At 54.5% G+C, this 24,756-nt stretch carries 25 protein-coding genes; 16 read left to right on the top strand and 9 right to left on the bottom strand.

The genetic code is table 11. The annotated features are described in order from the left end of the window. Positions 1-39 precede the first annotated feature (39 nt). From AB1500_09270 to recA, 6 genes are all read left to right on the top strand, one after another. Positions 40-285 carry a DUF1540 domain-containing protein gene (locus tag AB1500_09270; GenBank protein ID MEW6183347.1) on the top strand — a complete coding sequence of 82 codons (246 nt, stop codon included), beginning with the start codon at positions 40-42 and terminating at the stop codon, positions 283-285. A gap of 348 nt (positions 286-633) precedes the next feature. Further along, positions 634-1,191 (top strand): hypothetical protein, encoded by a 558-nt coding sequence (locus tag AB1500_09265; GenBank protein ID MEW6183346.1) that lies wholly within the window; start codon positions 634-636, stop codon positions 1,189-1,191. Beyond that, positions 1,184-2,656 (top strand): AAA family ATPase, encoded by a 1,473-nt coding sequence (locus AB1500_09260; protein MEW6183345.1) that lies wholly within the window; start codon positions 1,184-1,186, stop codon positions 2,654-2,656. The genes AB1500_09265 and AB1500_09260 overlap by 8 nt, the downstream gene beginning before the upstream one ends. Further along, a complete protein-coding gene (locus AB1500_09255) occupies positions 2,653-2,832 on the top strand; it encodes a hypothetical protein (GenBank protein ID MEW6183344.1) in 180 nt (59 codons plus the stop codon). Before AB1500_09260 ends, AB1500_09255 begins: the two co-directional genes overlap by 4 nt. A gap of 150 nt (positions 2,833-2,982) precedes the next feature. Continuing rightward, on the top strand, positions 2,983-4,239 hold the full coding sequence (locus tag AB1500_09250) for a competence/damage-inducible protein A (GenBank protein MEW6183343.1): 1,257 nt from the start codon (positions 2,983-2,985) through the stop codon (positions 4,237-4,239). 279 nt (positions 4,240-4,518) lie between these two features. Continuing rightward, a complete protein-coding gene (recA, locus tag AB1500_09245) occupies positions 4,519-5,541 on the top strand; it encodes a recombinase RecA (GenBank protein ID MEW6183342.1) in 1,023 nt (340 codons plus the stop codon). A gap of 151 nt (positions 5,542-5,692) precedes the next feature. Here the strand turns inward: recA and AB1500_09240 are convergent, their stop codons facing one another. From AB1500_09240 to malQ, 4 genes are all read right to left on the bottom strand, one after another. Further along, positions 5,693-6,097 carry a hypothetical protein gene (locus tag AB1500_09240; GenBank protein ID MEW6183341.1) on the bottom strand — a complete coding sequence of 135 codons (405 nt, stop codon included), beginning with the start codon at positions 6,095-6,097 and terminating at the stop codon, positions 5,693-5,695. A 305-nt stretch (positions 6,098-6,402) separates the two neighbouring features. Beyond that, positions 6,403-7,011 (bottom strand): sulfurtransferase-like selenium metabolism protein YedF, encoded by a 609-nt coding sequence (gene yedF, locus AB1500_09235; GenBank protein MEW6183340.1) that lies wholly within the window; start codon positions 7,009-7,011, stop codon positions 6,403-6,405. Between the two features lie 223 nt (positions 7,012-7,234). Then, on the bottom strand, positions 7,235-9,676 hold the full coding sequence (locus AB1500_09230) for a DUF3536 domain-containing protein (protein ID MEW6183339.1): 2,442 nt from the start codon (positions 9,674-9,676) through the stop codon (positions 7,235-7,237). 307 nt (positions 9,677-9,983) lie between these two features. Then, the gene (gene malQ / locus AB1500_09225) at positions 9,984-12,017 is read right to left on the bottom strand and encodes a 4-alpha-glucanotransferase (protein ID MEW6183338.1); all 2,034 of its coding nucleotides are present in this window, start codon (positions 12,015-12,017) and stop codon (positions 9,984-9,986) included. 476 nt (positions 12,018-12,493) lie between these two features. On the opposite strand from malQ, the gene AB1500_09220 reads away from it, so the two are divergent. Both AB1500_09220 and AB1500_09215 read left to right on the top strand, forming a co-directional pair. Further along, positions 12,494-12,955: a universal stress protein gene (locus tag AB1500_09220; protein MEW6183337.1), complete on the top strand. Its 462-nt coding sequence runs from the start codon at positions 12,494-12,496 to the stop codon at positions 12,953-12,955. Positions 12,956-13,094: 139 nt separating this feature from the next. After that, positions 13,095-13,319: a DUF5652 family protein gene (locus tag AB1500_09215; protein ID MEW6183336.1), complete on the top strand. Its 225-nt coding sequence runs from the start codon at positions 13,095-13,097 to the stop codon at positions 13,317-13,319. 316 nt (positions 13,320-13,635) lie between these two features. Here the strand turns inward: AB1500_09215 and AB1500_09210 are convergent, their stop codons facing one another. Genes AB1500_09210 through AB1500_09200 form a run of 3 tightly spaced genes read right to left on the bottom strand, consistent with a single transcriptional unit; the run spans position 13,636 to position 14,562 of the window. After that, positions 13,636-13,935, bottom strand: a complete 300-nt coding sequence (locus AB1500_09210) for a CopG family antitoxin (GenBank protein MEW6183335.1) — start codon at positions 13,933-13,935, stop codon at positions 13,636-13,638. Positions 13,936-13,947: 12 nt separating this feature from the next. Beyond that, on the bottom strand, positions 13,948-14,247 hold the full coding sequence (locus AB1500_09205) for a BrnT family toxin (protein ID MEW6183334.1): 300 nt from the start codon (positions 14,245-14,247) through the stop codon (positions 13,948-13,950). Positions 14,248-14,298: 51 nt separating this feature from the next. Continuing rightward, entirely contained in the window at positions 14,299-14,562 is a 264-nt protein-coding gene (locus AB1500_09200; GenBank protein MEW6183333.1) for a CopG family antitoxin, read from the bottom strand. 176 nt (positions 14,563-14,738) lie between these two features. On the opposite strand from AB1500_09200, the gene AB1500_09195 reads away from it, so the two are divergent. From AB1500_09195 to AB1500_09175, 5 genes are all read left to right on the top strand, one after another. Next, entirely contained in the window at positions 14,739-14,981 is a 243-nt protein-coding gene (locus AB1500_09195) for a DUF433 domain-containing protein (GenBank protein MEW6183332.1), read from the top strand. Beyond that, positions 14,978-15,346, top strand: coding sequence for a DUF5615 family PIN-like protein (locus AB1500_09190; GenBank protein ID MEW6183331.1), 369 nt, complete (start codon positions 14,978-14,980; stop codon positions 15,344-15,346). The genes AB1500_09195 and AB1500_09190 overlap by 4 nt, the downstream gene beginning before the upstream one ends. Before the next feature lie 802 nt (positions 15,347-16,148). Then, positions 16,149-18,353, top strand: coding sequence for a copper amine oxidase N-terminal domain-containing protein (locus tag AB1500_09185; GenBank protein MEW6183330.1), 2,205 nt, complete (start codon positions 16,149-16,151; stop codon positions 18,351-18,353). A gap of 146 nt (positions 18,354-18,499) precedes the next feature. Then, positions 18,500-19,381: a copper amine oxidase N-terminal domain-containing protein gene (locus tag AB1500_09180; protein ID MEW6183329.1), complete on the top strand. Its 882-nt coding sequence runs from the start codon at positions 18,500-18,502 to the stop codon at positions 19,379-19,381. A 104-nt stretch (positions 19,382-19,485) separates the two neighbouring features. After that, a complete protein-coding gene (locus tag AB1500_09175) occupies positions 19,486-20,616 on the top strand; it encodes a TolC family protein (protein ID MEW6183328.1) in 1,131 nt (376 codons plus the stop codon). Between the two features lie 85 nt (positions 20,617-20,701). Here AB1500_09175 and AB1500_09170 read toward each other — a convergent pair whose 3' ends face one another. Together AB1500_09170 and AB1500_09165 are read right to left on the bottom strand one after the other, a co-directional pair. Further along, on the bottom strand, positions 20,702-21,055 hold the full coding sequence (locus AB1500_09170; protein ID MEW6183327.1) for a spore coat protein: 354 nt from the start codon (positions 21,053-21,055) through the stop codon (positions 20,702-20,704). 12 nt (positions 21,056-21,067) lie between these two features. Beyond that, on the bottom strand, positions 21,068-21,292 hold the full coding sequence (locus tag AB1500_09165; GenBank protein ID MEW6183326.1) for a hypothetical protein: 225 nt from the start codon (positions 21,290-21,292) through the stop codon (positions 21,068-21,070). Positions 21,293-21,528: 236 nt separating this feature from the next. Between AB1500_09165 and AB1500_09160 the strand changes: the two genes are divergently transcribed. The 3 genes from AB1500_09160 to AB1500_09150 all read left to right on the top strand — a co-directional run bounded on the left by AB1500_09160 (position 21,529) and on the right by AB1500_09150 (position 24,706). Continuing rightward, entirely contained in the window at positions 21,529-22,170 is a 642-nt protein-coding gene (locus tag AB1500_09160; GenBank protein MEW6183325.1) for a DUF4013 domain-containing protein, read from the top strand. Between the two features lie 261 nt (positions 22,171-22,431). Further along, positions 22,432-23,745, top strand: coding sequence for a tRNA (N6-isopentenyl adenosine(37)-C2)-methylthiotransferase MiaB (miaB, locus tag AB1500_09155; GenBank protein MEW6183324.1), 1,314 nt, complete (start codon positions 22,432-22,434; stop codon positions 23,743-23,745). Positions 23,746-24,322: 577 nt separating this feature from the next. After that, positions 24,323-24,706: a YlbF family regulator gene (locus AB1500_09150; protein ID MEW6183323.1), complete on the top strand. Its 384-nt coding sequence runs from the start codon at positions 24,323-24,325 to the stop codon at positions 24,704-24,706. The last annotated feature ends 50 nt before the right edge of the window (positions 24,707-24,756 follow it).

The following is a 24,756-nucleotide window of genomic DNA, read 5'->3' as shown; positions in this document are numbered from 1 at the left end:
GAATTAATAAAAATAAATAATTTTACGGAGGTCTAAAAGGTGCAACAACACATTCACTGCCTTGTTAACAGTTGTCACTACTGGAAGGACGGGAACATGTGCGTCGCCAACGAGATTCTGGTTACTTCGGATGACTTCGAGGCGGACAATCCGGATTCCGTTGACGCCCCTATGGCTTCGCGGATTGAGCCCACACCCGTAAACACGTGTATGGAAACGTGCTGTAAAACTTTTGTGGACAAAGGTTCTAAGGACATCAAGGCCGACGGGGTCTTTCGGGGCTGATAAGCGTAAAAGGTAAAAAGGGAGGCTTAGCCTCCCTTTTTTATGTAAACATTCAGCGCTGGTGTTTCGCTGACGGGACGCCTGAAGACGCTTGTTGATTCTCACGCCCAACCGCTCCTCATTTCCCACCTTGACTTGCGACAAGCCGCAAACAATGCTCTATGGTTCCAATAGTTACATAGGGAAAAGGCATTCAACCCGTGCTATAATCTACGGGTGGTCTTTTTCTTTAGTTAGGAAGTTTTGTATGACGCCGGATACGGCTTTATTTATGTAGATAGTTAGGGTAAGTCCTGAATCCCGGACTAAGGACTCAGGACTGAGGACCGAGGACTTTTTTCGGAGGGAGTGGGTGCGGTGGTTTGGTATGGTTTTCGAATCAAAGCGATCCTCATATCGCTGGTGATCGGCTTGATTTGTCTTTTTGGCGGGCAATGGCTGTACAATAAATACGGTTACCAGCAGTCGCTCCAGCAGGTTCTTGAGCGGCAGCCACAGGTGGCGGAGTTTAAGACGGAAGAGCAGGGGGACCGTCTTGCGATTAAGGTGAGGCTCAAATCCGCCGGGAATCTGATGGTTACGTACCAGCAATTGGAGGGCGCGTTAGACAACGCCCTTGGTAAGAGGTCCTTTGTCCTGGAATTGATGGATAACCGTGACGCAAGTCTTGAAGAGGCTTATTACCGGAGCCAGTTTGCCCTTTACCAGGCACTGGCGCAGGGATCGTTTGAAGAAATGGAAGCCGAAATCAACAGGCAGGCCGGAGCGGTCGGCGCCACGGCGCGGGTTTACATCGACGGTGACAACGTTTACCTGGCGCTGATCAAAGGGGACCGGTTTTTAGCGAAGGTGATACCCCGGAATCCTCCTCAAGAAGTGACGGGAGGTGTAGGCCCGTATGCATAAGGAACTCGGAATAGGCTTCGGCGTATCTTTATTGGTTTTTCTGGCGGTCAGCGGTTACAACATCGGGCCCCTGGTTCTTCTCGGCGCTGTTGCCGGCGCCCTTTACTATCTTATGAAGGTAAAGGGGCTGGTAAAAAACTTTGCGGGGAGCGGCATCAGCGGGGAAACGACGGTTTCCTTCAAGGATATCGGCGGACAGACTTCCGCCATCAAGGAATTGAGCGAGGCGCTCGATTTCATTAAAAACTATCATTTCATGCGTCATCTTGGGATCAGACCGCTCAAGGGTATCCTCCTGACCGGCCCGCCGGGTACCGGCAAGACTTTAATGGCGCGGGCGGCGGCCGGTTATACCGATGCGGCGTTCGTGTCGGCGAGCGGTTCGGAGTTTGTGGAGATGTATGCCGGCGTGGGGGCGCAACGGGTAAGGCGGTTGTTTCAGTCGGTACGCGAGAAGGCGGTGCAGGCACAGAAGAACAACGCCATCGTCTTCATCGACGAGATCGACGTTGTAGGCGGCCGCCGGGGTAAGGTAACCAACCACCTCGAATACGACCAGACCCTCAACCAGCTCCTGGTTGAAATGGACGGGATAAAAATCGACGATGCGGTCAATCTCCTGGTTATAGCGGCGACCAACCGGGCGGATCTCTTAGACCCGGCATTGTTGAGGCCGGGGCGGTTTGACCGTCAGGTGCGTGTTGAACTCCCGGATCAGGAAGGCAGGATGGAGATTCTAAAGCTGCATACTAAAGGCAAACCGCTTGCCGCCGATGTGGACCTAGCGGCAATAGCCAGGGAAACATTCGGCTTCTCGGGGGCGCACCTGGAAAGCCTGGCAAACGAGGCGGCCATCCTTGCGATGCGTGAAAACCTGCGGGAAATCTTTCACCGCCACCTGGCCGAGGCCGTTGAAAAAGTGCTTTTAGGCAACAAGCTCGACCGGCGGCCCGTGCGCGAGGAACTCTGGCGTGTAGCGGTTCACGAAACCGGGCACGCTCTAATTAGTGAGTTCACCCGGCCCGGTTCGGTCACGGCGCTTACCGTAACGCCCCGGGGGAGTGCCCTTGGGTATTTCCGGCAGAAAAGTGAAAATGATAACTATCTTTATACCCAGGAACAGCTTGAAAACCAGCTCTCCGTTTTGCTGGCGGGCTCGGTGGCGGAAGCGGTTGTGCTTGGGAGCCGCAGCACCGGGGCAACGAACGACTTTGAGCAGGCCATCGGGGTTGCCGAAACGATAATCAGGGCGGGCATGTCCGAACTCGGCGTGGTCGCGGTGGACGAGCTTCCGGACGACATCCGGCACCAGGCTGTTTCCCAAATCCTAAAGTGCCAGGAAGAACGGGTTCAGGAGTACTTGCATTCCAGGCGGGCGTTGCTGATCCGCATCGCGGAGTGCGTTCTTGAAGAAGAACGCCTGTCGAGTGAGAGGTTTCAATCCCTTCTTGAGGAGGCGGCTTGAGTTCTTGCCAAAATTTTGCCCGGGGCGAAGGGATTCGGATTCTTGCGGCGAATAGTGAAATCAAGTACGAGAAAGTGCTGGAAGGCATAGACTGGATGGAGATCAGCGTTTTATCCGTTGATGAAACCTCTGCCCTGCGTTTGCCGAATAAGGTGAACCATAACTCAACAAGGTGAGTTGTGGTTCAGGAATAAAGCATCGGCTTTTCGGAGGAATTCACGCGGTGGATTCCTCCTTTTGAAATAATCAACCTTAACATTTGGACGGTTGTTAAACATAATAGTGAAAACCGGCAGGCGGAGAGTTCAGACGTTAGGTGGATTCTAATGCGTGCAGAGATTATTTTTACCGGAACGGAATTACTCCTGGGGCAGATCATCAATACCCATGCCCAGTGCCTCGGACAGGAGCTTGCGGGACTGGGGATCGAGGTTGTCCGGCATACCACGGTGGGTGACGACTGGGAAACACTGACCCTGGCTATCCGGGAGGCACTCGAGCGTACCGACCTGGTTATGACCACGGGAGGGCTCGGCCCGACAACCGATGATCTGACGATGGGCGCGGTGGCCGACGTTCTTAATCTGCCTCTGGTAATGGAAGAGTCGGTTCTTGGGTGGATAAGAGAATTCTTTGTGAAGCGCGGCAAGCCTGTACCCGATAACGTTGTCCGGCAGGCTTATTTCCCCGAGGGGGCAACCATTTTACCCAACGCCATGGGTACCGCGCCGGGTTGCATTATTGAGAAAGCGGGGAAGATCGTGGTGGCTTTACCCGGGCCGCCCCGGGAATTGACCCCGATGTTCGAGGACCATGTTGTTCCTTTCCTCAGTAGGCGGATTGTACAGGAAAGCGTCTTCGGTTTCCGGGTTTTAAGGGTTACCGGTATCGCCGAGTACGACGTTCAGGAGCGGTTGCAGGACCTTGGGGGCCAGGGGAATCCGGGCATCGGATACATCGCCAAGCCCGGGGAGGTTCACGTCCGGATTACGGCTAAAGGCGGGAGCGCCGCTGAGACCGAACGTCTGATCAACGGGGTGATTTCACAGGTCGAGATGCGCTTGAGGGATTATATCTTCGCCGTGGACGACGAGGACATCGAGGCGGTTGTGGGAAGACTCTTGGGAACGGCGGGTTACACCATTGCGCTGGCGGAATCTTGCACCGGCGGTCAGATAGCCTCCAGGTTGACCGATGTTCCCGGCAGTTCGGCATATTTTAAAGGGGGGATTGTGGCTTACGCAAACGCCGTTAAGGAGAGTGTGCTCGGGGTTCCCGCAGCGGTGCTCGAGCGGAACGGCGCTGTAAGCCCGGAAACGGCTGCGGCCATGGCCGAAGGGGTTAAAAGGATTATCGGCGCGGATATCGGTGTCGGTGTCACCGGGATCGCCGGGCCGACCGGGGCGACACCCGAGAAACCGGTTGGACTGGTTTATATCGCAGTGGCTACGCCTGCAGGCACAGGGTCAAAACGCTTCAATTTTCCCGGAGGGCGCTTTGCCGTTCGGCTTGGCGCCGCAAACGCCTCTTTTAAAATGGTGCGTGATTTCCTCGAGCATGACCTTAAGAAGAGTCCGGACTAACCCGGACTTTTTTTGAATACAGAAGCCAGAAGGTAGTAGGTAGAAGATGTTCAATTGACTAAATACTTTACCAATATATACTTTGTAAGTTCTTAATTCTATATTCTATAAAAATTAGGGGTTTGCGCAATAAAATTTTCCAATTAAAATAAATATAACTATTAAGGTATCAGGAGCCAAGAGCAAGAGCCAGAAACCGGAAACCGGAAACCGGAACAGACTTCTGTCTACTGACTACTGAATTCTGACAAATAAAGAAAATAGCAGGAGGGGATGGTTTTGAGCGACCGGCAGAAGATGCTGGATACTGCGCTCCTTCAAATCGAGCGACAGTTCGGGAAGGGTGCGATCATGCGCCTGGGGGAGGTGGCCGGGCGTTATCAGGTTGATGTTATCCCCACCGGGTCCATCGCCTTGGACCTGGCCCTCGGTATCGGCGGGCTGCCGCGCGGGCGGGTGGTGGAGATTTTCGGGCCGGAGTCTTCCGGCAAGACCACAGTCGCGCTTCACGCTGTCGCCGAAGCGCAGCGCGAGGGCGGTGTGGCCGCGTTTATCGACGCCGAGCATGCTTTGGACCCGAGTTACGCGCGGCGTCTCGGTGTTGATGTGGACAACCTTCTGGTGGCCCAGCCGGATACCGGGGAACAGGCGCTGGAGATCGCCGAGGCACTGGTCCGGAGCAGCGCGGTCGATATCGTTGTGATAGACAGTGTTGCGGCTCTGGTGCCGCGGGCGGAACTTGAAGGCGAAATGGGGGATATTCACGTCGGGCTGCAGGCAAGGCTGATGTCCCAGGCCCTTCGCAAACTGACGGGGGCTATCAGTAAATCCCGGACGACCGCCATATTCATCAACCAGATCCGCGAAAAGGTAGGGGTGATGTTCGGGAACCCCGAGACCACACCCGGCGGTCGGGCACTTAAGTTTTACGCCTCTGTCAGGCTCGAGATACGCAAGATTGAAGACCTCAAACAGGGCGCGGAAAGGATAGGCGGCCGCGTCAGGGCGAAGGTGGTTAAGAATAAAATGGCGCCGCCTTTCAGGCAGGCGGAGTTCGATGTCCTTTATGGCGAAGGGATATCAAAGGAGGGGAGCCTCCTTGATGCCGCCGTAGAGCTTAAACTGGTAACAAAAAGCGGCACCTGGTATTCTTACGGAGAGGAAAGGCTGGGGCAGGGCAGGGACAACGTCCGGGAATATCTGAAGGAACACCGGGATGTCTGCAGGGAAATCGAGGAGAAGGTGCGGCAGGGGTTTAGTATAGTACGGCCTCAGCATGCGGAAACGCCATCCGACACCTAGGGAGACCGTTGCAAACCGGGCCTGACTATTTCAGAAGTTAGATACCAGAAGTGGAAGTCGGGAATCAGAAAATTTAGGGGGATTCGTACAACGAATCCCCCTATAAATTCTTGGTTCTGAAATCTTGCATCCGACATCCGTTATCGGCCTTCTAAGGGTTTGCGTTTTCTCTGCTCAAGGATTTCCAACTGATGATATCGTTTTCGAGAAAACGAAAGAGAAGAATCTCGCCTTCTGTCACCACACCGTCGAGATAAAGGGCGTATAACTGTTTGTGGGGGTACCCCACGACCTGGCCGTTTTCGAGGCGTACTCTGATTATGCCGGGCGCGCCTACCCCGAAGAAAGTGACTTTCACGTCTTCGAGCGGGGTACAGCCCAGTTTGAGGCCGAGGGTAATTCCGGGAAAAAGGACGAGCGCGGCCAGAAACGACACGATAAAATAGATGCGGGGCCATTGGGGATGCGTTACGGCAAACAAGGCTATCAGAAGCGCCACCGCCATCGGCACAACGAGCGTAGTGAAATAACTCATACGACTGAAAGATCTTCGCATATAACCCTCCCAACCACCTGTTTCGCCGTAAGAGGTCTAATTTCCTTTAGGAGTATCGGCGAAAGCTATCTAATAGCATATTCAAATTAACCATAGAGACACAGAGCACACGGAGGGGGACCAATAGAGGTCACGAGTTACGAGTCACGAGTCACAAGTAAGGCGTCATTTAGGCAGGGTGGGCAAAGCTGGTCTACGACTTAGAACTTGATTTTGGTTATTTAATCTTGTTCTTTTCTCTGTGAACTCTGTGCCTCTGTGGTGAAATATTATCCGTGGTTCGGTTACTCTGTAGGTTCGCCCCTCTAGCCCAGAATCAGGGACGTGTTTTCCAGCATGATATTTACGATTTCGTAAGCATCCGCCGTCCGGCCGACGCGCAGGGAATGATTGAGTTTATAGAAGTTAAGGCAGGTTCCGCAGGCCAGGATCTCAACCCCCTTTTTTTCGATGTCGCCCATCGCCTCCAGCACCGCCGATCCTTCGCAGGCCAGTTTAACGCCGGCATTCATCAGGACGATTTTCCTCGGCTGTGCCTTGTTAACCGCCAGGGTGCTGATGAATATGTTCGTCAGCATTCGGCCGAGTTCTTCGTTGTCGCGCCCAAGGGTTTCGGACATGAGGATGAGCACCGGCGACGGTTTCCCGGATCCCTGCTGTGCCGCTGACATACGGGGTTGCGCATCATCTCCGGTTTGGGCGACGGCCGTTTTTTCCCCGGTAATGCGCCAGTGTCCTTCGAGTTCCTCCACCGCAGTGCTGTATCCGGATTTTTCACCGTAGCGTTTTACGTTCTCGACTGCAGCGCGGTTGTCGACCAAAACGGCAAACCTCTCTTCACCGGCATCGGCCTTTTGTTTGACCAGTAGTACCGGTTGGGGGCAGGGTTTACCCCGTGCATCGATTTCGGGCATATTTGCGCCTCCTGAATTACAGCGCGATTAACTACACACTTAGGATACTTTCTGTAGTGTTTTAAGTCAAATAACATAATGGAATAAAAGGCGACATGATAATAAGGAATATAGAAGGTAGAATATAGAAGTCGGAATCAGAGACTTGTAATCCGCGACTTGCATCCCGGTTTCTCGTTTCTGATCCCGGACTCAGGACTTTCGACTCGGGACTTAATTCTGTCTACTGGTTGTACCGTTTCACGCGCAGGTTATCGCCGAGGACGGTGAAATGGTCAAGCCACTCTTGCGCGTTCTCGTTTCCTTGTTCCGCCTTTTTCTTGAAATCGCTGCACACCGTTTGCAGCAGTTCATAGTAGATGTTCTGGACCTTCCAGAAGTCGATTTCAAAAGGCAGAGAACCGGCAAGTCCTGTAGCCGCTTCGAGATCGTGAAGAAGCGCCGGATTGTCCGGCGCGGCGCGCAGCTTCACCGCAATGCGCTCAATGTTTTTTTTAAGGGCGTATCCGAGGCCGAGGCGGTCAAGCGGCACGTTCCATCTCTTAGCCTCGCTCATTAAGGTATTGACGCGCTCAAGGTTCAACGGCGCGGTTGCGAGGGCGCGGCGAAGGTTTGTATTCAGCACGAATTCGGCCGCCGTGTGAAGCGCTCTGGGCTGGGGAGCGCCCAAGTCTTTTAAGAACCGCATCAGTGAGGCGTGTTTTTCGTAGGTACGCTGGTAATCGGCTTCGACCTCATCCAAAGTGGAGTCCATGATAAGGCTCAGGATTTTACGCTGCTTATCCCGGAAAAGCTGTTTTAAAGAGTAGGTGATGCCCTTGAAATAAAGGTCAAGCTGCCGGATCACCTCCGGAAGGTCGGCCCGGTCGAAGGCTGCGGTGACTTCGAGCACCATCTTTCGGAAGGATTCCTCATCCGCCTCCCGGTAAAGCCGGATGCCGCAGTGTACGTTATGATAACCGAAGTAAAGCGCCGCAAAGCACAGCGAGGCCGATTCCCTCGTGATTTCCGAGGTAATACGCGCCCTACCCACCATCAGCTTTGCATTACCCGCAACCAAATTGCGGTAGTCCTGGCGTTCCACGGTATAACAGAAGATCCGGGCTTTTGCCCCGTATGGCTCAAAGAGTGAGCTGATGGCGTAATGGGCACCGACCTTCGGCAGGTCGACCATAGAAGGCCGGATGCGTTTTTCGTATATAACCGCGCCGTTCTGGTACGCGGGGACGTTGCTTTTCGCCTGTTCGAGCATCTCTAGAAAGCGCGATTCCAGTTTCGTCCTGAACAGCTCCTGCGCGAGTTGGATCACGCGGCCGGCGTACCGGATAACCTGTATCGTTTCAATTCCCGACACGTCGTCGAAGAACCAGCCGCAGCTTGTGTACATCAACATCGCGTGCCGTTGCAGTTCCAACAGTTTTAACGTCTTAACCTGTTCCGAAGGATTAAGCGCCCGCAAGGCATGCTCTTCCAGGAACCGGTCCATGTTTTTTGGTGAGCGGTCGAGAACAACCGCGATATATTCGTTTCGCGCCGCCCACGGGTCTTTTAGGAGGAGTCCCGCCTGTTTTTCGAATTTAGGGATCAGGGTGTCCCGGAGCCAATTAAGCGCCTCCCGCAGCGGCGTCCGCCACGCCTGGCTCCAGCCCGGCCGGACGCCGGAGTTGCAGCCGCAGTTGTTACGCCACCGTTCCGTCCCGTGGGCGCAGCTCCAGGAGGTGTTTTCAATTATTTCAACCTCATGGGTGGGCGGGTTTTGTTCGAGGTATTCAGCATAGTTGGTAAGCCGCGCGAGCCTATTGGTTTCGATGTAATTAAGGGCGTAGGCGAGCGCCATATCGCCGTGCCGGTGGTGGTGCCCGTATGTCTCGCCGTCGGTGGCGATGTTTACGAGTTGTGACCCGGCCCCTCCCGTCCTGAAGCTGCCCAGCAGCCTGCGGGCAAAGAATTCTCCGTTGCTGAGAAGGTTTTCGAAGGCAACGGCGCTTGATACCGGTCCGTTGTAAAAGAAAATGCTCATATGCCGGCCTGATGTTTGCAGTCGGATTTTATAAGGCATCGTCGTATCGATGCACCCGTGGTCCAGTTCCTCCCAGGTCCTGGTTCCGGCCTTGCGTACCCGCCGTGCCTGAGAAGGGGCGAGGATGGTAAAAAGGATTCCCTGTTCGGCCATTATATCCAGGGTTTCAAGGTCGACCGCGGTTTCGGGAAGCCACATTCCCTCAGGTCGCCGGTCGAAACGGGACTCAAAATCCCGTATTCCCCATATTATTTGGGTATACTTGTCGCGCCGGTTTGCCTGTGGCATGATTATGTGGTTGTAAGCCTGGGCTATGGCCGAACCGTGACCCGAAAAGTTTTTCCGGCTTTCCCGGTCGGCTTCAATAATCATCCGGTAGACTTCCGGTTCTGCGGTTTCCAGCCAGTCGAGCAGAGTAGGGCCGAAATTGAAGCTGATTTTACTGTAATTATTGACAATATTCTTAATACGGCCCCTGTCGTCGAGGATGCGTGACGCGCTGTTTTGCATATAGCACTCGGCGGTGATCCGCTCGTTCCAGTCGTGGTAGGGGTACGCGGAGTCCTGGATCTCGATGTCCTCGAGCCACGGGTTCTCCCGCGGCGGCTGATAAAAGTGGCCGTGAATACAAACGCACCGGTTCACTTCGGTCCATTTCCCCCATTCTATTTCCTGGCGAGTGCGTGAGCCCGCCGTCTTTTTGCTTCGTTAAAAAGCCCCCTGATTAAGTCTTTCCCGGTACGCGGTTCTGAAACACCTTTCTTTACTTGTAACTATTCAGTCGTTTACCCTAACACTTACGGAACACGGCGAGAAGTCATGCAGTGCAAGGAAGACCGGCGAGACGAACCGGAGCGTACTGAGTACGTACGTGAGGATTCGGCTTCGCCGGGCTGACGCAGCAATGCGTTGCTTATCGCCGCGCCCATCGGGAGCGCCTGAATAGTTGGCTTCACTTCCTCAGGCGGCTTATCTCTCGAAGTATCGCCGATACTTCCGGCATCCGGGCAAACTCATCCAGGGCGTAAAGCACCTTGCGCCGCCAGTTGGGAGCATCCGCGCCCGTACCGGGAATGTTCTGGGGGGCTCTTTCCAGCCATAAGTCCTCCAGGTTTACCATGAGAATCGGCGCCGGGCTGGCGGCAAGGTAAAACAGGCAGGCCTTCAGCACGGCCGCGGCGTCGTCGGTGGGCGCTTCAAGCAGGCCTTTTTCGTTCAGAAAGGCGAATAGGGCCGAGCGGCTTTCCGCGTCGAGCGATTCCCAGAAGGCCGCGAACGGCGGCATATCGTGGGTGTTGAGGCTCGCTATGGCGCGGGCGGGAACGGGGCGCAGCGCCTTGCGGTCGTCGGTGAACTCGAACGGCAGCACGTACATCGTCAGCAGGCGGTGCCGGAACATCGCGGCGCGGACGTAGCGCGGCACGGTGCCCAGGTCTTCCCCTACGATGATGGTGCGGTAACGGCTGGATTCAAGCGCCAGTATGGCGTAGAATTCTTCCGAGTGGTAGCGCACGTAAACACCTTCTTGCGCCGGCAGGCCGGAGGGTATCCAGAAAAGGTGGTGCAGCCCCATCACGTGGTCCAGACGCAGGATGCCGGCGTGCCGGAAGTGGTGGCGGAGGCAGTCGATGTAATAACGGTACCCCTGTTCCCTCAGGCGTTCCGGGTGGAAGGGCGGGAATCCCCAGTCCTGCCCCCCGGTGAAAAGGTTGTCCGGCGGCGCGCCCGTACTTGCGTTCAGCGCAAAAACGCTTCGCTCCCGCCAGACGTCATATCCCGCGCCGTGAACCCCAAGAGGAAAGTCGAGGTACAACCCCGGGCCGCGCCTTTTTTCCATCGAAAGGGCTTTAAACTGACGGTACGCCAGCCACTGGACGAACAGGTGATAGCGCTCGACTTCCGGGTCGTACTCTCCTTCCTGGATCACACCTTTCCGCATCCGTTCGGGCCATGACGGCCAGCCTGCGCGCCGCTGCTCGGTCGCAGCCCGGAAACGGGCGTAATCCTGCACGGCGGGGTACTCGGATACCCATCGTTCCAGGGCGGCTTGCCGGCGGGGGGGGCCGGAAAAGTGCCAGCGTGCCAGGCGCTCAAGGACGCTGCGCTTAAGCGTCATACCGCGGCGGTAATCCGCGTCCGCGGTTTCCCGCAACGACGCCGCATCCGCCTGCAGCGGCGCTGATTCAATTATTTCGCGCGCCGGCGCGCAGTGTCTGATTTCAGGAATCGCGGCGACGTCCAGATAAAACTCGTTCCAGAAGAGGCGGCTGACAGGCGCGTACGGACTCGGGTCGAAGGGTTCGTCCAGAAAGGCGGACAGCAGCGGCAGGGTGGCTACGAAGCCTCCGCCAAGTGTTTGCACCCAACGCTGCAGATTCCTCAAATCGGTTAGGTCACCGGCGCCCCAGCTCTTTCCGGAGCGCAGGGCGTAGACCGGGGAAAAGACCCCCCAGATGAGGCCGTTCCCGCCCGGCAGGAAGCAAGCCTGGCGCGGGGCGGCGATGACCAGAGTTTCGCAGGTCCGGCCGGGAAGGGCTAACGAAAAACGGTGGTATCCAAAGGGCAGTTTGGGGAGGGTTAACGCTCTGATCACATAGCCGACGCCCTCAACTACGGCCCCGCGTAGCACAGGTAAATGTGAAAGACGGCAGTTCCAACTCCGCGTCTTCCCTTTTTCCGGCGATAGCCGGCATGTAACGGTAACGTCCGTGTGGGCGGCGGGAAGGCGCAGTTCGAGACGGGCAGGCTCCTTGTCCCAGGCGATAACCACCGGGTTCAGGCAGCGCCGCCACATGGCCTGTTTGTATTCCCGCAGGACGCCGGGGACATCAACCATGCCGTCCACCGGCATACCCAGCGCCCGAAGGGCGGCAAGCAGCGCATCCGGTGACGCCTGCCGCCGGTTGTTCGTGTAATCACGGTAACCGGCCTCTACGCGGTTAAGCCGGGCCAGGTGGCGGAGCAGGCGGTATTCGGTATCCGACAAAGGCATCATCTCCGTTTTATAGTCCATTTATTTGGTTCATACAAGCACTGTCGTTAGATTGAAGAAACGCCCAGATCCTTCAATTTTGACCGTTAGCGTAGAAAATTGTATATTAACGTTAAGTTTATACACTTATTTCAGGGTGGTTTCCTGCAAAGAATGTACCATGCCGGGCTGTATTATCCAGCGCTGCCTTCTATTAACGCATTTATTATTCCCCATTGTATCGATTACGAAAGGAATTTAAAGAGCCGGATGGTATTTTAATAACTATTCAGACGTCACCTTTCATTTACGGAACGCGGCGAGAAGTCATGCAGTGCAAGGAAGACCGGCGGAGACGAACCGGGGCGTACTAAGTACGTACGTGAGGATTCGGGTTCGCCGAGCTGACGCAGCAATGCGTTGCTTATCGCCGCGCCCTTCGGGAGTACCTGGATAGTTATGTATTTTAATACTCGTGGAGGTGTGAACACATGTACAATAGAATCCTTGTTGCGGTGGATGGGTCCGAAAACGCCTTAAGGGCGGTCCGGGAGGCTGTTCGGATGGCCCAGGGAAATCCTGACGCGCAAATTTCTATGATTACCGCTGTGCCTTTGGCCAATCCTGTTTTCGGGTACACACCGTTGATCACGCCCCAGCAGGTAGAAGACGCGGAAAGGAAGGCGGAGGCGGAGGTTCTCAAGAAAGCCGAAGAGGTGATAAACCAGACCAAACAAGCCGCGGAGCTGGCGAAAAAAGAGGGACTAAACGTTCAAAGTCTGGTGCAGGTCGGTGATCCCGCCCAGACGATTATAGAATATGCCGCGAAAGAGAACCAGGAGGTGATTGTAATGGGCCGTCGGGGTATGGGCGTGCTGAAGGAGCTGCTGTTAGGCAGCGTAAGCGGCAAGGTGCTGCAATCGGCGCCGTGCCCCGTACTTCTGGTCCACTGAAATCATACCGCGGCAGATGGTCGTTTAAGGAATTCAAACGGTTAATAATATACAGAGCACAAGATTGTATCAGGTGTTCCTGCTTTAGCATTGGATTGCTTCCCGTCTGGGCATCTTAAAAAGGGAAGGGGGACGCTGAATGATCGAAGTAGTGACGCAGCAGTTGAAAAATCCTTGGATCCTGGCCGCCGTCGTGGTATGGTCGCTTTTCTGGAAGGGGCTGGCGCTCTGGCGTGCCGCGCGCAACGATCACCGGGGTTGGTTCGTGGTTCTGCTGTTGATCAATACCCTCGGGATACTGGAAATGCTCTACCTGGGGATCTGGGGCAAGCGGCGCCTGACCTGGGGTCGACGGATATGGTAGTCCGGCAGGCATAGAAGGCGAACAGGGTAAAATGTCGCGCAACCGGCGGACCAGGCCGTTTCCTTTTGTCCCCGGTGCGACCTGAAAAGTTCATTCTTCGATGTCTTACGGTATTTTAATACAATACCTGGCTAATACGGGTATTTGAGTTTGAACACGCATCCGAACGAGTATGTTACGGCTGGTGGCATGAGCAGAGATCGGTACTATAAAATCGAAGAGCCTTTCAGTATTTCTTGAAACGTTACTCCTTGCATCACAAGAGCCATCCACGATGAATCCGCGTCCCGCAGGTGATGGGAGCTGAAAGAAGACCTCAACTGCTTCTATATTCCTTCTCCAGCGCCTCAGCAAGCCAGAATTGGATCAGCGTCTGGTATGGGATTCCTTTTCTTTGCGCGACCCGCCTGATCTTCGCCAGATGAGGCGCGGAGATGCGGATCGTGATCACTTCCTTACGCTCCCGGCGCTTACGCAGCTTTTCTGCGAGTTCCGGAGCGAGCACAAGTTCCTCGGGTTCGGTCTCTTTCAGCAGTTCCACCGTGTTATGTTCATCAAAGAAATCACGAGCTTCTTCCTCGTTCTTAAATTCCGGAATCTGTTGTTTTTCGGTCACGCTACTTCACCTCTATATTTTTATTTGGGAGCGGTAATAACGCCGCTCGATCTCCTTCATGTCCCGCGCGGTAATCACACGGACTAAGCCACTTTTTTTCAAGAGAAATACAACTAACAGGTACCTCCCGGCAACCGTTCGTCCGAATGCCAGGCGGTAACCCTGGCGCGTCTTTCGGATCAGTGCCTCCTCGGGAAACTCAAGGATTTCTTCAGCTTCTTCCGGGGAAACGTTATGTTTCATAATGTGTTGTACATTTCCGTTTGGCTGCTCTTTCGGAGCCCATTCGAATTCCTGGATGACGAGGTTCATCGCGAATCACCTTAAGAATATTCTAAACACCCGTAAATACAATGTCAATACTCAGCCCCGGCTGCTGTGCCGCTTTCCGAGGAACTGTTTAACCGCCATCCGGACAAGTGTTGAACGGTCCATTCCCAAACGGCGGGCTTCCCGGCTGATGGCCAGCATATCACCGGCGTCAAATCGCACGGTAAGAACCACTCGCTTGGGTTTATATTCTATTTCTTCAATTTCTCCCTCTTCGAAATCGCTTGAATCGTGGTTATCCCAGAACTCGGCCATTTCATCAATGGTTTTAAATTCGGGCAGCTCTTTCTTGGTCATCCTATTCACCTCGCTTGATTTTTTTAAGGTAATAATCTCGCTCTTTGGGTTTCATTTCCCTTACGGTAACCGGCATGAATACGTTTTTCAATGGCGGCTTGCTGAAGTGATATTAACGCCTGTAGCTGTTGTGATATAATTTTAGCAATAATATTGCAGTTGAAGGAGTGTAATCTATGAACCCTCTTTTAAAGAGGATTACCGTTAATCCAAATATCTGTTTTGGTAAGCCCTGTATCCGGGGAACAAGAATCTGGGTATCGTTGATACTGGATTTTTTAGCCAACGGGATGACCATCGAAGAAATTATAACGGAATATCCACATCTCCAAAAAGAAGATATCTACGCCGCGATAGCATACGGAGCGGAGATGTCAAGGGAACGTTATGTGGAAATCTCAACGGAGGTCACCGGATGAGGTTTAAGCTTGATGAGAATCTGGGGAGGCAGGTCCAGCAGCTTTTTCGAGATGCCGGCCACGAAGTGGAAACTGTATGGGATGAAGGGCTTCAGGGTAGTTCAGATCAAACCATCTACAACACGTGTTATGCTGAAAACCGCTGTCTCGTGACCTTTGATTTGGATTTCAGTAACGTGATTCGGTTTCCGCCGGGAAAAACGGGAGGCATCGTAATATTTCGGTTACCCCAAAACCCTAAATTATCTTTGTTAGAGAATTTGGTCAGGCAGTTTTTACGGAAAATAAAGCAACTGCCTGTTGATAAACAACTATGGATCGTTGAACCGGCGCGAATTCGTATTCATGAGAGACCAGATGACTGAGTAAAAATAAATCCGCCACCAATCCAGCACTCAGTTTCTGAGTTCTGGACAAAAATACTATGTATCAAGAAAATGAAAATTCACAACACAGTTAAATCGCTATTTCTACGCCAATTTTCAGATTTTTTTGTGCCGCAACGCGGCATGAGTTACTCCCCTACAATTATAACAGATAAGAGGTGGCCTCGGAAATAAACCCAACGGTTATTTCCCATTCTGAAAAGCAGTAGTTAACTATGACGCCGGCGGCACCATCAGATAATGAAAATAGCTTCGACGTGAAAGGGTCATTAGATTCGGGATTTGCACTTTATCTCCGTATTCCCTGTTCCCTACGTTGGACGTCGGACCTCGGACTATTTTCACGACGGTTTTCTTGGTGGTCTTGGCGTCTTGGCGGTTATAATCTTTGTGTTCAATGAACCATAAAAAATTTTTTCATTCTCCGGAACTTTTTTTACCCCGACGATGTCTAACCAGACAAGTAACTGAGAAAAAACACGCAACTCCGGCAGGAATCTGCTTAAGAAAGAAGAATAATCCTTTCTCGGTTACCTTATTTGGTTGTACGGGCGCCTCCGGCGTCCGTGCGCAGGGCGACGGAGCACCGAAAGCGGTTTGAAAGGCACAGTGAACGTCGCAGAAAACAGGAAGGGAGGGTTTGCTGGCAGTAAAGGCCGCCAGGCCGCAGTCAAGGGAAAGGCGGGAAATTCCGCCGGGTCCCGGAATACCTCTTAAGAAGCTCTTTTAACAACCGATTAACCAGAGATCATTATCGACACTAATTCAGGAGGGAAAAAGCTTGATAAAAATTCGCAGAAAATGGCTCAGCATCCTGCTGACGCTGGCGATGCTCTCGACGCTGCTGCTCCCGCTGGCGGGACCGGCATTTGCAGCGACGACTTACGGGGCTCTGACCACCCCCACCGTCGTGCCGCCCGCTACGGCCGACCTCGGCACAATAACAATTACGGTCGACAACCTGGGCACCGGCACCCACTCGGTTTTGGTGTCGCTGCCGACCACGGACTGGGATATCGTAACGGATCAACTTCCCCAAGCGAATGTTTCCCAGACGACCCCCGCCGGCGGTGCGGTCACCACAGATGTGGTTTATGCACCTTTCGGCGCGAATGAGTTGAGGTTAGACGTAACAGCCGCCGCCGTTTACACCGACGTCCTGATTACGCTGACCCTGCCGCACGTTTACGTTCCGAGTGACGCGAGCGGCGACATCGTGGCAACCCTGACCGGTCTGGCCGGACAGTTCACTTCCAATACCGTGGTGGTCGGCAAGGCCAGTTCGGGTGCGGTAACGGTTTCCACGCCCGACGTTCCGAGCATCAACGAGTCGGGCAGCACCGGGCAGGCCTTCAAGATCAACATGAGCGAGAATGCCGCAGGTGCGATCAAGAAGGAAAACGAAACCATGAAGTTCACCCTTCCCAACGGCTTCACCTGGAACACCGCCGGCGCGACCCTGATCCGCGTGAATGACGGCGATAACTGTCTTGCTGCGCCGGCCTGGTCAATAAGTGGCAACGGCGAGCGCACGCTGGTAATCAACCGTAACGCGGCCTGTGCCCGGTTAAAGGGTATTTTCAGGGTAGCGGCCGACATTTCCGTTGATTCCTCCACCGCCAAGCTCGGTGATATCGAAGTCACCGTGGGCGGTACCAGCAGCTACTCTCCGGGTACGCTTATTATCGGTAAGTATGTCGATTTCGGTGTAACCGTGACCGCTGCGACCGTAAAAGAAGACATCAAACCTGGTCGCGTAGCGCAGAAGCTCGGCAAGCTGGAGATCAAGGAAACAGCCGCCGACAGCCTGCTTTCCGGACGCACGCTCAGTATGAGCCTGCCGGCCGGATGCAAGTGGGCGACGATTCCGGCGCCGACCGTGAGCGGCGGCGGCGTGACCCTGACCGGACCTGTCCGCGTGGGCAGCGAAGGCCGTGAGGTGAAGTACACCGTTACCAACACTGCCGGTGGCGGGAAAGCAACACTAACCTGGGAAAACATGACGATAGACATGGCCGCAGACTTCAGCGGCGATGTGAAAGTCACCGTAGCCGGCAGCGCGGGCGCGGCGGGAGAAGCAGTCCTGGGCAAGGCCACTGCGGCTCTTACCGCGACGGCGGAAACACCGGACCTTAAGATCGGTGTTCAGAGCCAGGCTGCAGGCAAGATCACGATTGCTGAAGGCTTCAAGGAAGCCTTGAAAAACGGTCAGAACCTGACCCTGACGGCGCCGGTCGGCGTGACATGGGCTGAACTGCCGACGGTTTCCGTATCCGCCGGTGACGTAGAGGTCGATACGAACGCCATTGCCGGCAAGGGCGGAAGGACGCTGACCGTGCCGATTAAGGCGCAGAGTTCGGTTGCAGGCACCATCTATATCTCTGACATCCTGTTCACGATTGACAGGACCGTTCCGGAAGGTCCGATTCAGGTAAATATCGGCGGGGACGCCATCGACGAGGTCAACGATGCTGATGTCGGCGGAGCCCTTGTGGCTGCAGACCGTCCGTACTACCCTGCCACCTTCGCCTTTGCTAACGGGCTCTTCCCGCAGAACACCACGGCTGCTGAAGCCATTAACGGCACCTGCATCACCCCGGCTCCCGGTGAGACCAAGCAGACCGCGGTCTTTAAGATCGGCGATGCGAAGTACACCATAAACGGCGTGGAGCAGACCATGGACGCGGCCGCGTACATCGAGAACGGCCGGACCTTCGTGCCGCTCCGTTACGTGGCCTACGCGGCGGGTGTTTCGGCGGACAACATCCTGTACGCCAACGGCAAGGTTACCGTTATCAAGGGCGACAAGGTCGTCCAGCTCACCATCGGTTCCACCACGATGGTCATCAACGGCATCTCGATCACCATGGACGTGCCGGCTGTGGTTAAGAGCGGGCGGACCATGCTCCCGGTTCGCTGGGTTGCCCAGGCGCTTGGATGCACTGTGGTATACAACGAAACGGACCAGACCGTGACCGTTAACTAACACCGTTCTCCAATAAAGGACCCGGGGCAGGAATGCCTCGGGTCCTTTTTATATTAAACCACAGCAGGGAAAAACAAAAAGGGCGCCGAAGATTGTATAGTCTTGGTTTTACCGGATGATAATTCTTGCCTTGGGGAGGTATACTCATGGTTCGGCGCTTGAGAGCGTGTACTATTTCGGCCTTTGTAGCTATCCTAATACTGTTTGCGGGTGGGATCGCTCCCGCCGCGGCGGCCATCACCGTTAAAATTGACGGTCAGCGGCTAAGTTTTGGGCTTGACCCATCGCCTCAAATAATTCAAGGGCGCACGCTTGTTCCTTTACGCGCCATTTTTGAGGCGTTGGGAGCTGAAGTCCAATGGCAGGCAACTACACAAACCGTTATTGCGACTAAAGGCAGTACGACAATAACGCTTTGTGTCGGGCAACGCGAAGCTTTAAGAAATACGGAAAAGATTACACTTGATGTTCCGGCGATGATAATCAAAGGAAGAACGATGGTGCCGCTCCGCTTCGTCAGCGAAGCCCTGGGTACCAACGTGAGCTGGGACGGAGAGAGCCAGACGGTGCGCATTTCCACCCGGGAGGAGCAGCAACCGAGCGGGAATCCGGATGCGGAAGGCAGCTTTACTCCGGGTCAAAGACTGGAGTTGACGGTAAATATAAATACCAAAGTTGATTTCCAGGTCATATTCGAACCCGATGCACTGGCTAAGGCGGGGTCCGTTAAGGTGTATGCGGACAGCGGGACCTCCTGCCGGTTGGTTTTGGGCGCGGATGTCAACACCGCAAGCCTTCCGGGTAAAAAAGGTTTCGACGGGGCCAGGGTAAAATTCAAATACATCGAAAAGTGGCCTTTCGGCGTTGAACGTCCCGTGATTTTGGCCAACGGCGACATGACCGGCAATAAATGCTGGATGGGTAAGGAAGAGATAGTGGCCGGAGTTAAAATATTGGAACGGGACAGTATCTTAAGGGTCATGAATGCAACGGACGCTCAGTGGTCTCAGGTCCAAATCGCCTATTAGATCTCTGGCGCTTACCGAATTTTGCGTCTTTTATTGACATAGCTTTTCAAGCCGGTCTATACTGGTATTAGTTAATCTAGTTAACTAATTTAGGGGGTTCCATCGTGGGTACTAGGCGTTTGGTATCTTTACTGACTATAATCGTTGTATTGTCAGTTAATCTGGCACTGGCGGCCTCTCCGGGTTGGGCTGCGGCGGAAAAAGGCCCGCTGAATCTTACATTAAACCAGGCGGTCAGCGCGGCTCTCGGCAACAGCGAGAGCTTAAAGAAGGCGGAGAAGGAAACCGAGCGCACGGAGGAACTTCGGGATTACCGGGCCCAGCAAATCGACTTCACGCCAACCGAACCCGCCGGCAGCGCCTTGGTGGAAGTTCCCTGGTCGAACCTGTTAATGGCGGACTTGACCTGGCGGATGAGCAAGAAGTCGTTAACCAGCGAGCAGGACAGCTTGGCGCTGGATACCTGCAAAAAGTATTGGGACGTTTTAACGGCGTACGAGAAGATAAAAGCGGCCGAAGCCTCGTTGTCCAGCGCGCAACGGCAACTGCGCAGATCTAGGGCGGGGTACCAGGTGGGGCTGGTTACGCGCACGGCGCTCATCGCGGCAGAGGTGCAGTACAGCAATGCTCAAAGTAATTTGAACAGTGCGAAGAATGACTTGGATAAAGCTTATGCTGCTTTAAACACACTTGTAGGTCTTAAGCCTGAAGACCGCCCGGTGCTCACCGATGAGATTACGTTCACTCCTTTAAAAGTCGATAACCTTGACACCGAAGTGGCTAAGGTTTTGGAAAACGCTCCCACGGTTTGGCTCGCCAATGAAAACGTTACTTTGCAGAAGTACCTTGAAGATATGTCGTTTTACACCGGGGAGTACCGCCCTTATCTCGCCCGCAAAATTGAGGTGGAACAGAAGGAACTCGATGCTGCAAGCACCAAGAAAGCGTATAAGCAGTTGACACGTTCCCTGTATTACGGGATAAAGAGCCTTGAAGAGGCTTACGCCGGGGCGCAGGAAGGGACTCGCGTCGCCGAGGAGAACCTGCGCGTGGCCAAAGTCAAATTAACGGTTGGGATGGCGACACCGGCGGATGTAACCGCAGCCGAGAAGGCGCTCGCGGAAGCGAAGGCGGCAAGTTACGATCTCGCCTGCCAGCACGCCTACATGAAGCTGGCCTTCGCCAAGCCCTGGGCCTACCTCTCCGCCCTCAGCAGTTCTGCTACAGACGGGTAAACGCTATTGACACGCATTGCAGACCCATGCTTCGTTAAAAGCTCATGCACATAAGTTAAAACCACCCCGGCGGGGTGGTTTCTTGTTACCAGCGGTTGGTCGGGTCTCCCTCCGGCCTTTGGAAGCTTGTTTCGGGCCGGGGGTGGAATCCTTGCGTCTGCATTCCGGGGTAATCGGGGCGAATCCCTCCGGCGGGGTTGGCGTACTGCGCCTGCGCCCCGGGCGCCGTCGCCCGCGCCATATCGACCTGGTACCAGCCGCGTTGGTGCATTGCGTCGAAGATCATCTTCGCGGTCGCCATTTCGTCGTTCATCATCCTGAGGAACGTGTTCCTTATCTGGTCGTTTGTCGACTCCAGGGTGGCCACGTGATAGGATTCGGAGAAAAACTTGGCGTCCTTTAGACAGTCGGCCAGGATGTCCTTGTCATCGAGCCTCATGCTTATCACCTCCTAATAGTATGCCGGTGTTTGAGGAATGCCGGCCTGTCCGAGGATGTTGTTCAGGACATTCACGTGCTGCTGGCTTACCTGCTGCATCTGGTTTAAAAGCCCTTTCAGCGCCGGATCTTGAATCGCGTCCATGTAGACCGCAAGCTTTTTGACCCGTACCTGTTCCGTCCTCAACGTTTCCCCGATCTGAAGCTTTTCCATTTCGCTGATATTCGTCTGCGGCATTTTGTACACCTCCTAAGCCTATTGTGATACAATTTGTTGCTGTCTATCCAGGCAGGGGGAAAATTGTACCCTGTCCGGCGCCGAGTGCAATAGAAATAGCAAATGAGGGTCAATTCTCATTTATATCCGGCTGAACGGCAAGTTTAAAATTTATCAGAAACCATATAACCTTGAAAGGAATATCTTGTAGAAAAGCGAAATGGTAAGTGAAGAAACTGCTCGAAGGGAGGTGAAACATGGTGAATATTGAACGGGCTCTGCGGCTTCCACTGGTTGACGGCGGCTTTGTCAAGGTGATAATCGGCGCGGTTCTAAACATGATTCCCATCGTTAATTTCCTTTCGATGGGGTACCTGTTGCAGCTTGCCCATGACGCCGTTAACGAAAAGGGCGAGATGCCGACCTGGGAAAACTGGGGCGAGAAATTCGTCAACGGGTTCCTTGTCTTCATCGCCTGCTTTGTATACATGCTGATTCCCATAATAGTGATGATGGCGACCGGCGGGTTGGGGAGCTTCCAAGACGGTTACTCCGGGTTGTTCGCCGGGGGGATGGCGCTGGCCACGCTGGTTGCGCTGATAATCGGGTTCTTCGTGCCCATGGCCCTCACGCATTACGCGGCCACGGGAAGTTTCGCCGCGGCTTTCAGCTTCGGCACTATTTTTTCGTATATCGGAAAGGTTTTTGGCAGTTATATCCTGGCCTATATCTTAGTGATCGCGCTGGGTATTGTATTGATGTTTTTATCTGTGATCCCTCTCCTCGGAGTAATTATAAGCATCCTCGGCGGCTTTTATATCAGCTGTGTCAGTTGTATTCTCTTTGCGGATGTTTACCGGCAGGCCACACAGGCAAAACTGCAGCAACCGGTCTCTTAGGAGAGTGTTGCAGGCGCCGTTTTGCGGCAGCTCCTTAGGATAAGGGCTTCAAGAACTTACAATTTATCGGTATATGAAACCCTTCCCGAAAGGGCGGGGTTTTTCCTTTGTTTTTGGTCCGGCAGGCTTCATGGGGGACCGCTTTCCCGGCTGTTTCTGTAAAACGAGCTCCTGACGGTTTTGCGTGCGGTTCGAGAGTTGATATAATTGTGACAACTTCGCTTAAATCGATAACGCGAAAGAACGGGAAGAATAAAAACCTTGAAAAATTATTATATCTATTCTTACGGCTGTCAGATGAACGATTGGGACAGCGAGGTAATGGCGGGTATCGCGGAGGGGATGGGTTACAGCAGGGCGTTCGGAGCGGAGGATGCCGACCTTGTTCTTATCAACACGTGCTGCGTCCGGCAGACCGCGGAAAACAAGGTGTGGGGACTGCTCGGGAACCTCGGCCGTCTCAAGGAGCGCCGCCCGGGCATGATAATCGGCGTTACGGGGTGCATGCCGCAGCAGGACGGAGTGGCGGCGGAGATGCGGCGGCGTTTCCCGGCGGTCGACCTGGTTATCGGCACTCACAACCGGCATGAACTCGCGCGTCTTCTTGCGCGGGTGCAGGCGGAGGGGCCGCTGGTCGAGGTTTTGCCGGAGGCCTGCTGCGTGCCGGAAGGTCTGCCCGTAAAACGGGAGAGTTCTTTGCGGGCATGGGTGCCGATAATGTACGGGTGCAACAACTTTTGTTCCTATTGTGTTGTCCCATTCGTGCGCGGGCGGGAACGCAGCCGTGTGCCGGATGAAATAGTAGGGGAGGTCGCGGCACTTGCGGCGGAAGGTTACCGGGAGGCGGTGCTTCTGGGGCAGAACGTGAACTCTTACGGCAAGGGGTTGTCGCCGGGGGTTTCCTTCGCCGGTCTGCTCACCACGCTCAACGGGGTGCGGGGACTTTGGCGTATCAGGTACACCACCTCCCACCCCAGGGACTTCGGGGACGAGCTCATCGAGGCGGTGGCCGGACTCGACAAGGTTTGCGAGAACTTTCATCTTCCGGTACAGGCCGGTTCGGACCGGGTTCTCGGAATGATGCGCCGGGGTTACACCAGCGGTGATTATCTGAATCTTATCCGAAAGATACGCGCGGCTGTGCCCGAAGCAGGCATCACCACCGATATTATGGTCGGTTTTCCCGGGGAAACCGAAGCGGACTTTGCCGCTACCCTTGACCTGATCCGTGAGGTGCGGTTTGATCAGGCTTTTACGTTCGTGTACAACCCGCGCCGGGGTACGCCGGCGGCTTCTTTCAGCGATCAGGTGCCCCAAGAGATTAAGTCCCTGCGGGTCCAGGAGCTTATCGCCCTGCAGCAGGTGATTGGCCGTGAACTCAACCGGGCGGAAGAGGGGAAGGTGCGCGAGGTCTTGGTGGAAGGGCCGAGCGCCGCCGACCGGGAAAAACTGACCGGCCGGACCCGCACGAACAAAACGGTCGTCTTCAGGGGCGACCCCGCCCTTATTGGGAGCCTCGTGCCGGTGCGTATAACCGCGGGCAAACTGACCTACCTTGAGGGGGAGATAAATTAAGTCCTCAGTCGAAAGTCCCTGGTCCTCAGTACGGGAACGAGAGGAAATCGAAGTCGAAAGTCCCAGGTTCCTTTTCCGGACTTAGGACGCAGGACATAGGATTTCGAACTTTAGAAAGCGTCCTAAGTCCGGGGAGTAGCAGAGGAGCTGCGATTGCAGGTTGAGGTTTAAAGGTTGCGGCTTCGACTTAGGACTTAATGATCTGCCTCCGTGTCCCAGAGTATTTGGTTCCGGTTTGTCCGGGCTGGGCTACTTGTTAAAGCGCGTTCAATAGCTTATAATTATCCTGATTTGTCTCCGGGTGGTCTCAAGATCTTAGCAAACGGGCTGAGTTTTGGCAGGGCTGTCCGGATAACGGCGTTAGAGAACAGCCTGTAGAAAGAACCCTGAAAGTTTTTGTACATAATAAGGGAAGGTCTACGGAGGTTGCGAAAAACGATGTGGCGGAAGGCAAAGGCGGCGCGGAGCATACGCTGAAGTGCATAAGCGCCCGGCACTCTGTACTTGTGCTGATTTCCGGGCGAGCCTGACAAAGCCTGACGAAGTTTTGGCAGCCTTCCCAAAGGGGGGTGAAAAGGTGTCGATATTGACCAAGGCATGGGAATTAGGCGCGGCAATCAGCGAGAGTGCGGAACTGCTGGCGGTGCGGGAGGCCGAACAGGCGATGTTCGCGGATTCGGACGCCCGCGCGCTGATCGAAGAGTTTCAACGCTATAGGCAGGAACTTGAGTCTGCGCAGGCGCAGGGGGTACAGCCTTCCTCGGAACAGCAGGAGTCTTTCGCATCGGTCCGGGGCCGCATGAATGCAAACCAATTGATAAGCCACTTCATGGAGGCGCAGGATAGTTTTGACCGCATACTTCGACAGATCAACCAGATTTTGAACCAGGCGATAACCGGCGGCGCGGGCTGCAGTTCCGAAGGTTGTTCGGGCTGCGGCGGCGGCTGCGGCGAGGGTTAGGTTTAAAAGCCGTGTAGGGGACATATTTCGACTAACCGGTCTCTATTCTG

This window comes from Bacillota bacterium, from assembly GCA_040755295.1.
Taxonomy (GTDB): domain Bacteria; phylum Bacillota; class Desulfotomaculia; order Desulfotomaculales; family Ammonificaceae; genus SURF-55.
Note: the sequence above shows the minus strand (reverse complement) of the source record. Positions and strands in the feature narration are given on the sequence as shown.

Excerpts from the sequence above, each read along its gene's own strand:
- AB1500_09170 (MEW6183327.1), bottom strand. The coding sequence starts at position 21,055 with ATGAGGCTCGATGACAAGGACATCCTGGCCGACTGTCTAAAGGACGCC.
- AB1500_09205 (MEW6183334.1), bottom strand. The coding sequence starts at position 14,247 with ATGAACCTCGTCATCCAGGAATTCGAATGGGCTCCGAAAGAGCAGCCA.
- AB1500_09195 (MEW6183332.1), top strand. The coding sequence starts at position 14,739 with ATGAACCCTCTTTTAAAGAGGATTACCGTTAATCCAAATATCTGTTTT.
- AB1500_09220 (MEW6183337.1), top strand. The coding sequence starts at position 12,494 with ATGTACAATAGAATCCTTGTTGCGGTGGATGGGTCCGAAAACGCCTTA.
- AB1500_09160 (MEW6183325.1), top strand. The coding sequence starts at position 21,529 with ATGGTGAATATTGAACGGGCTCTGCGGCTTCCACTGGTTGACGGCGGC.
- AB1500_09190 (MEW6183331.1), top strand. The coding sequence starts at position 14,978 with ATGAGGTTTAAGCTTGATGAGAATCTGGGGAGGCAGGTCCAGCAGCTT.
- AB1500_09180 (MEW6183329.1), top strand. The coding sequence starts at position 18,500 with ATGGTTCGGCGCTTGAGAGCGTGTACTATTTCGGCCTTTGTAGCTATC.
- AB1500_09215 (MEW6183336.1), top strand. The coding sequence starts at position 13,095 with ATGATCGAAGTAGTGACGCAGCAGTTGAAAAATCCTTGGATCCTGGCC.
- AB1500_09250 (MEW6183343.1), top strand. The coding sequence starts at position 2,983 with ATGCGTGCAGAGATTATTTTTACCGGAACGGAATTACTCCTGGGGCAG.
- AB1500_09165 (MEW6183326.1), bottom strand. The coding sequence starts at position 21,292 with ATGCCGCAGACGAATATCAGCGAAATGGAAAAGCTTCAGATCGGGGAA.
- AB1500_09240 (MEW6183341.1), bottom strand. The coding sequence starts at position 6,097 with ATGCGAAGATCTTTCAGTCGTATGAGTTATTTCACTACGCTCGTTGTG.
- AB1500_09200 (MEW6183333.1), bottom strand. The coding sequence starts at position 14,562 with ATGACCAAGAAAGAGCTGCCCGAATTTAAAACCATTGATGAAATGGCC.
- AB1500_09260 (MEW6183345.1), top strand. The coding sequence starts at position 1,184 with ATGCATAAGGAACTCGGAATAGGCTTCGGCGTATCTTTATTGGTTTTT.
- yedF (MEW6183340.1), bottom strand. The coding sequence starts at position 7,011 with ATGCCCGAAATCGATGCACGGGGTAAACCCTGCCCCCAACCGGTACTA.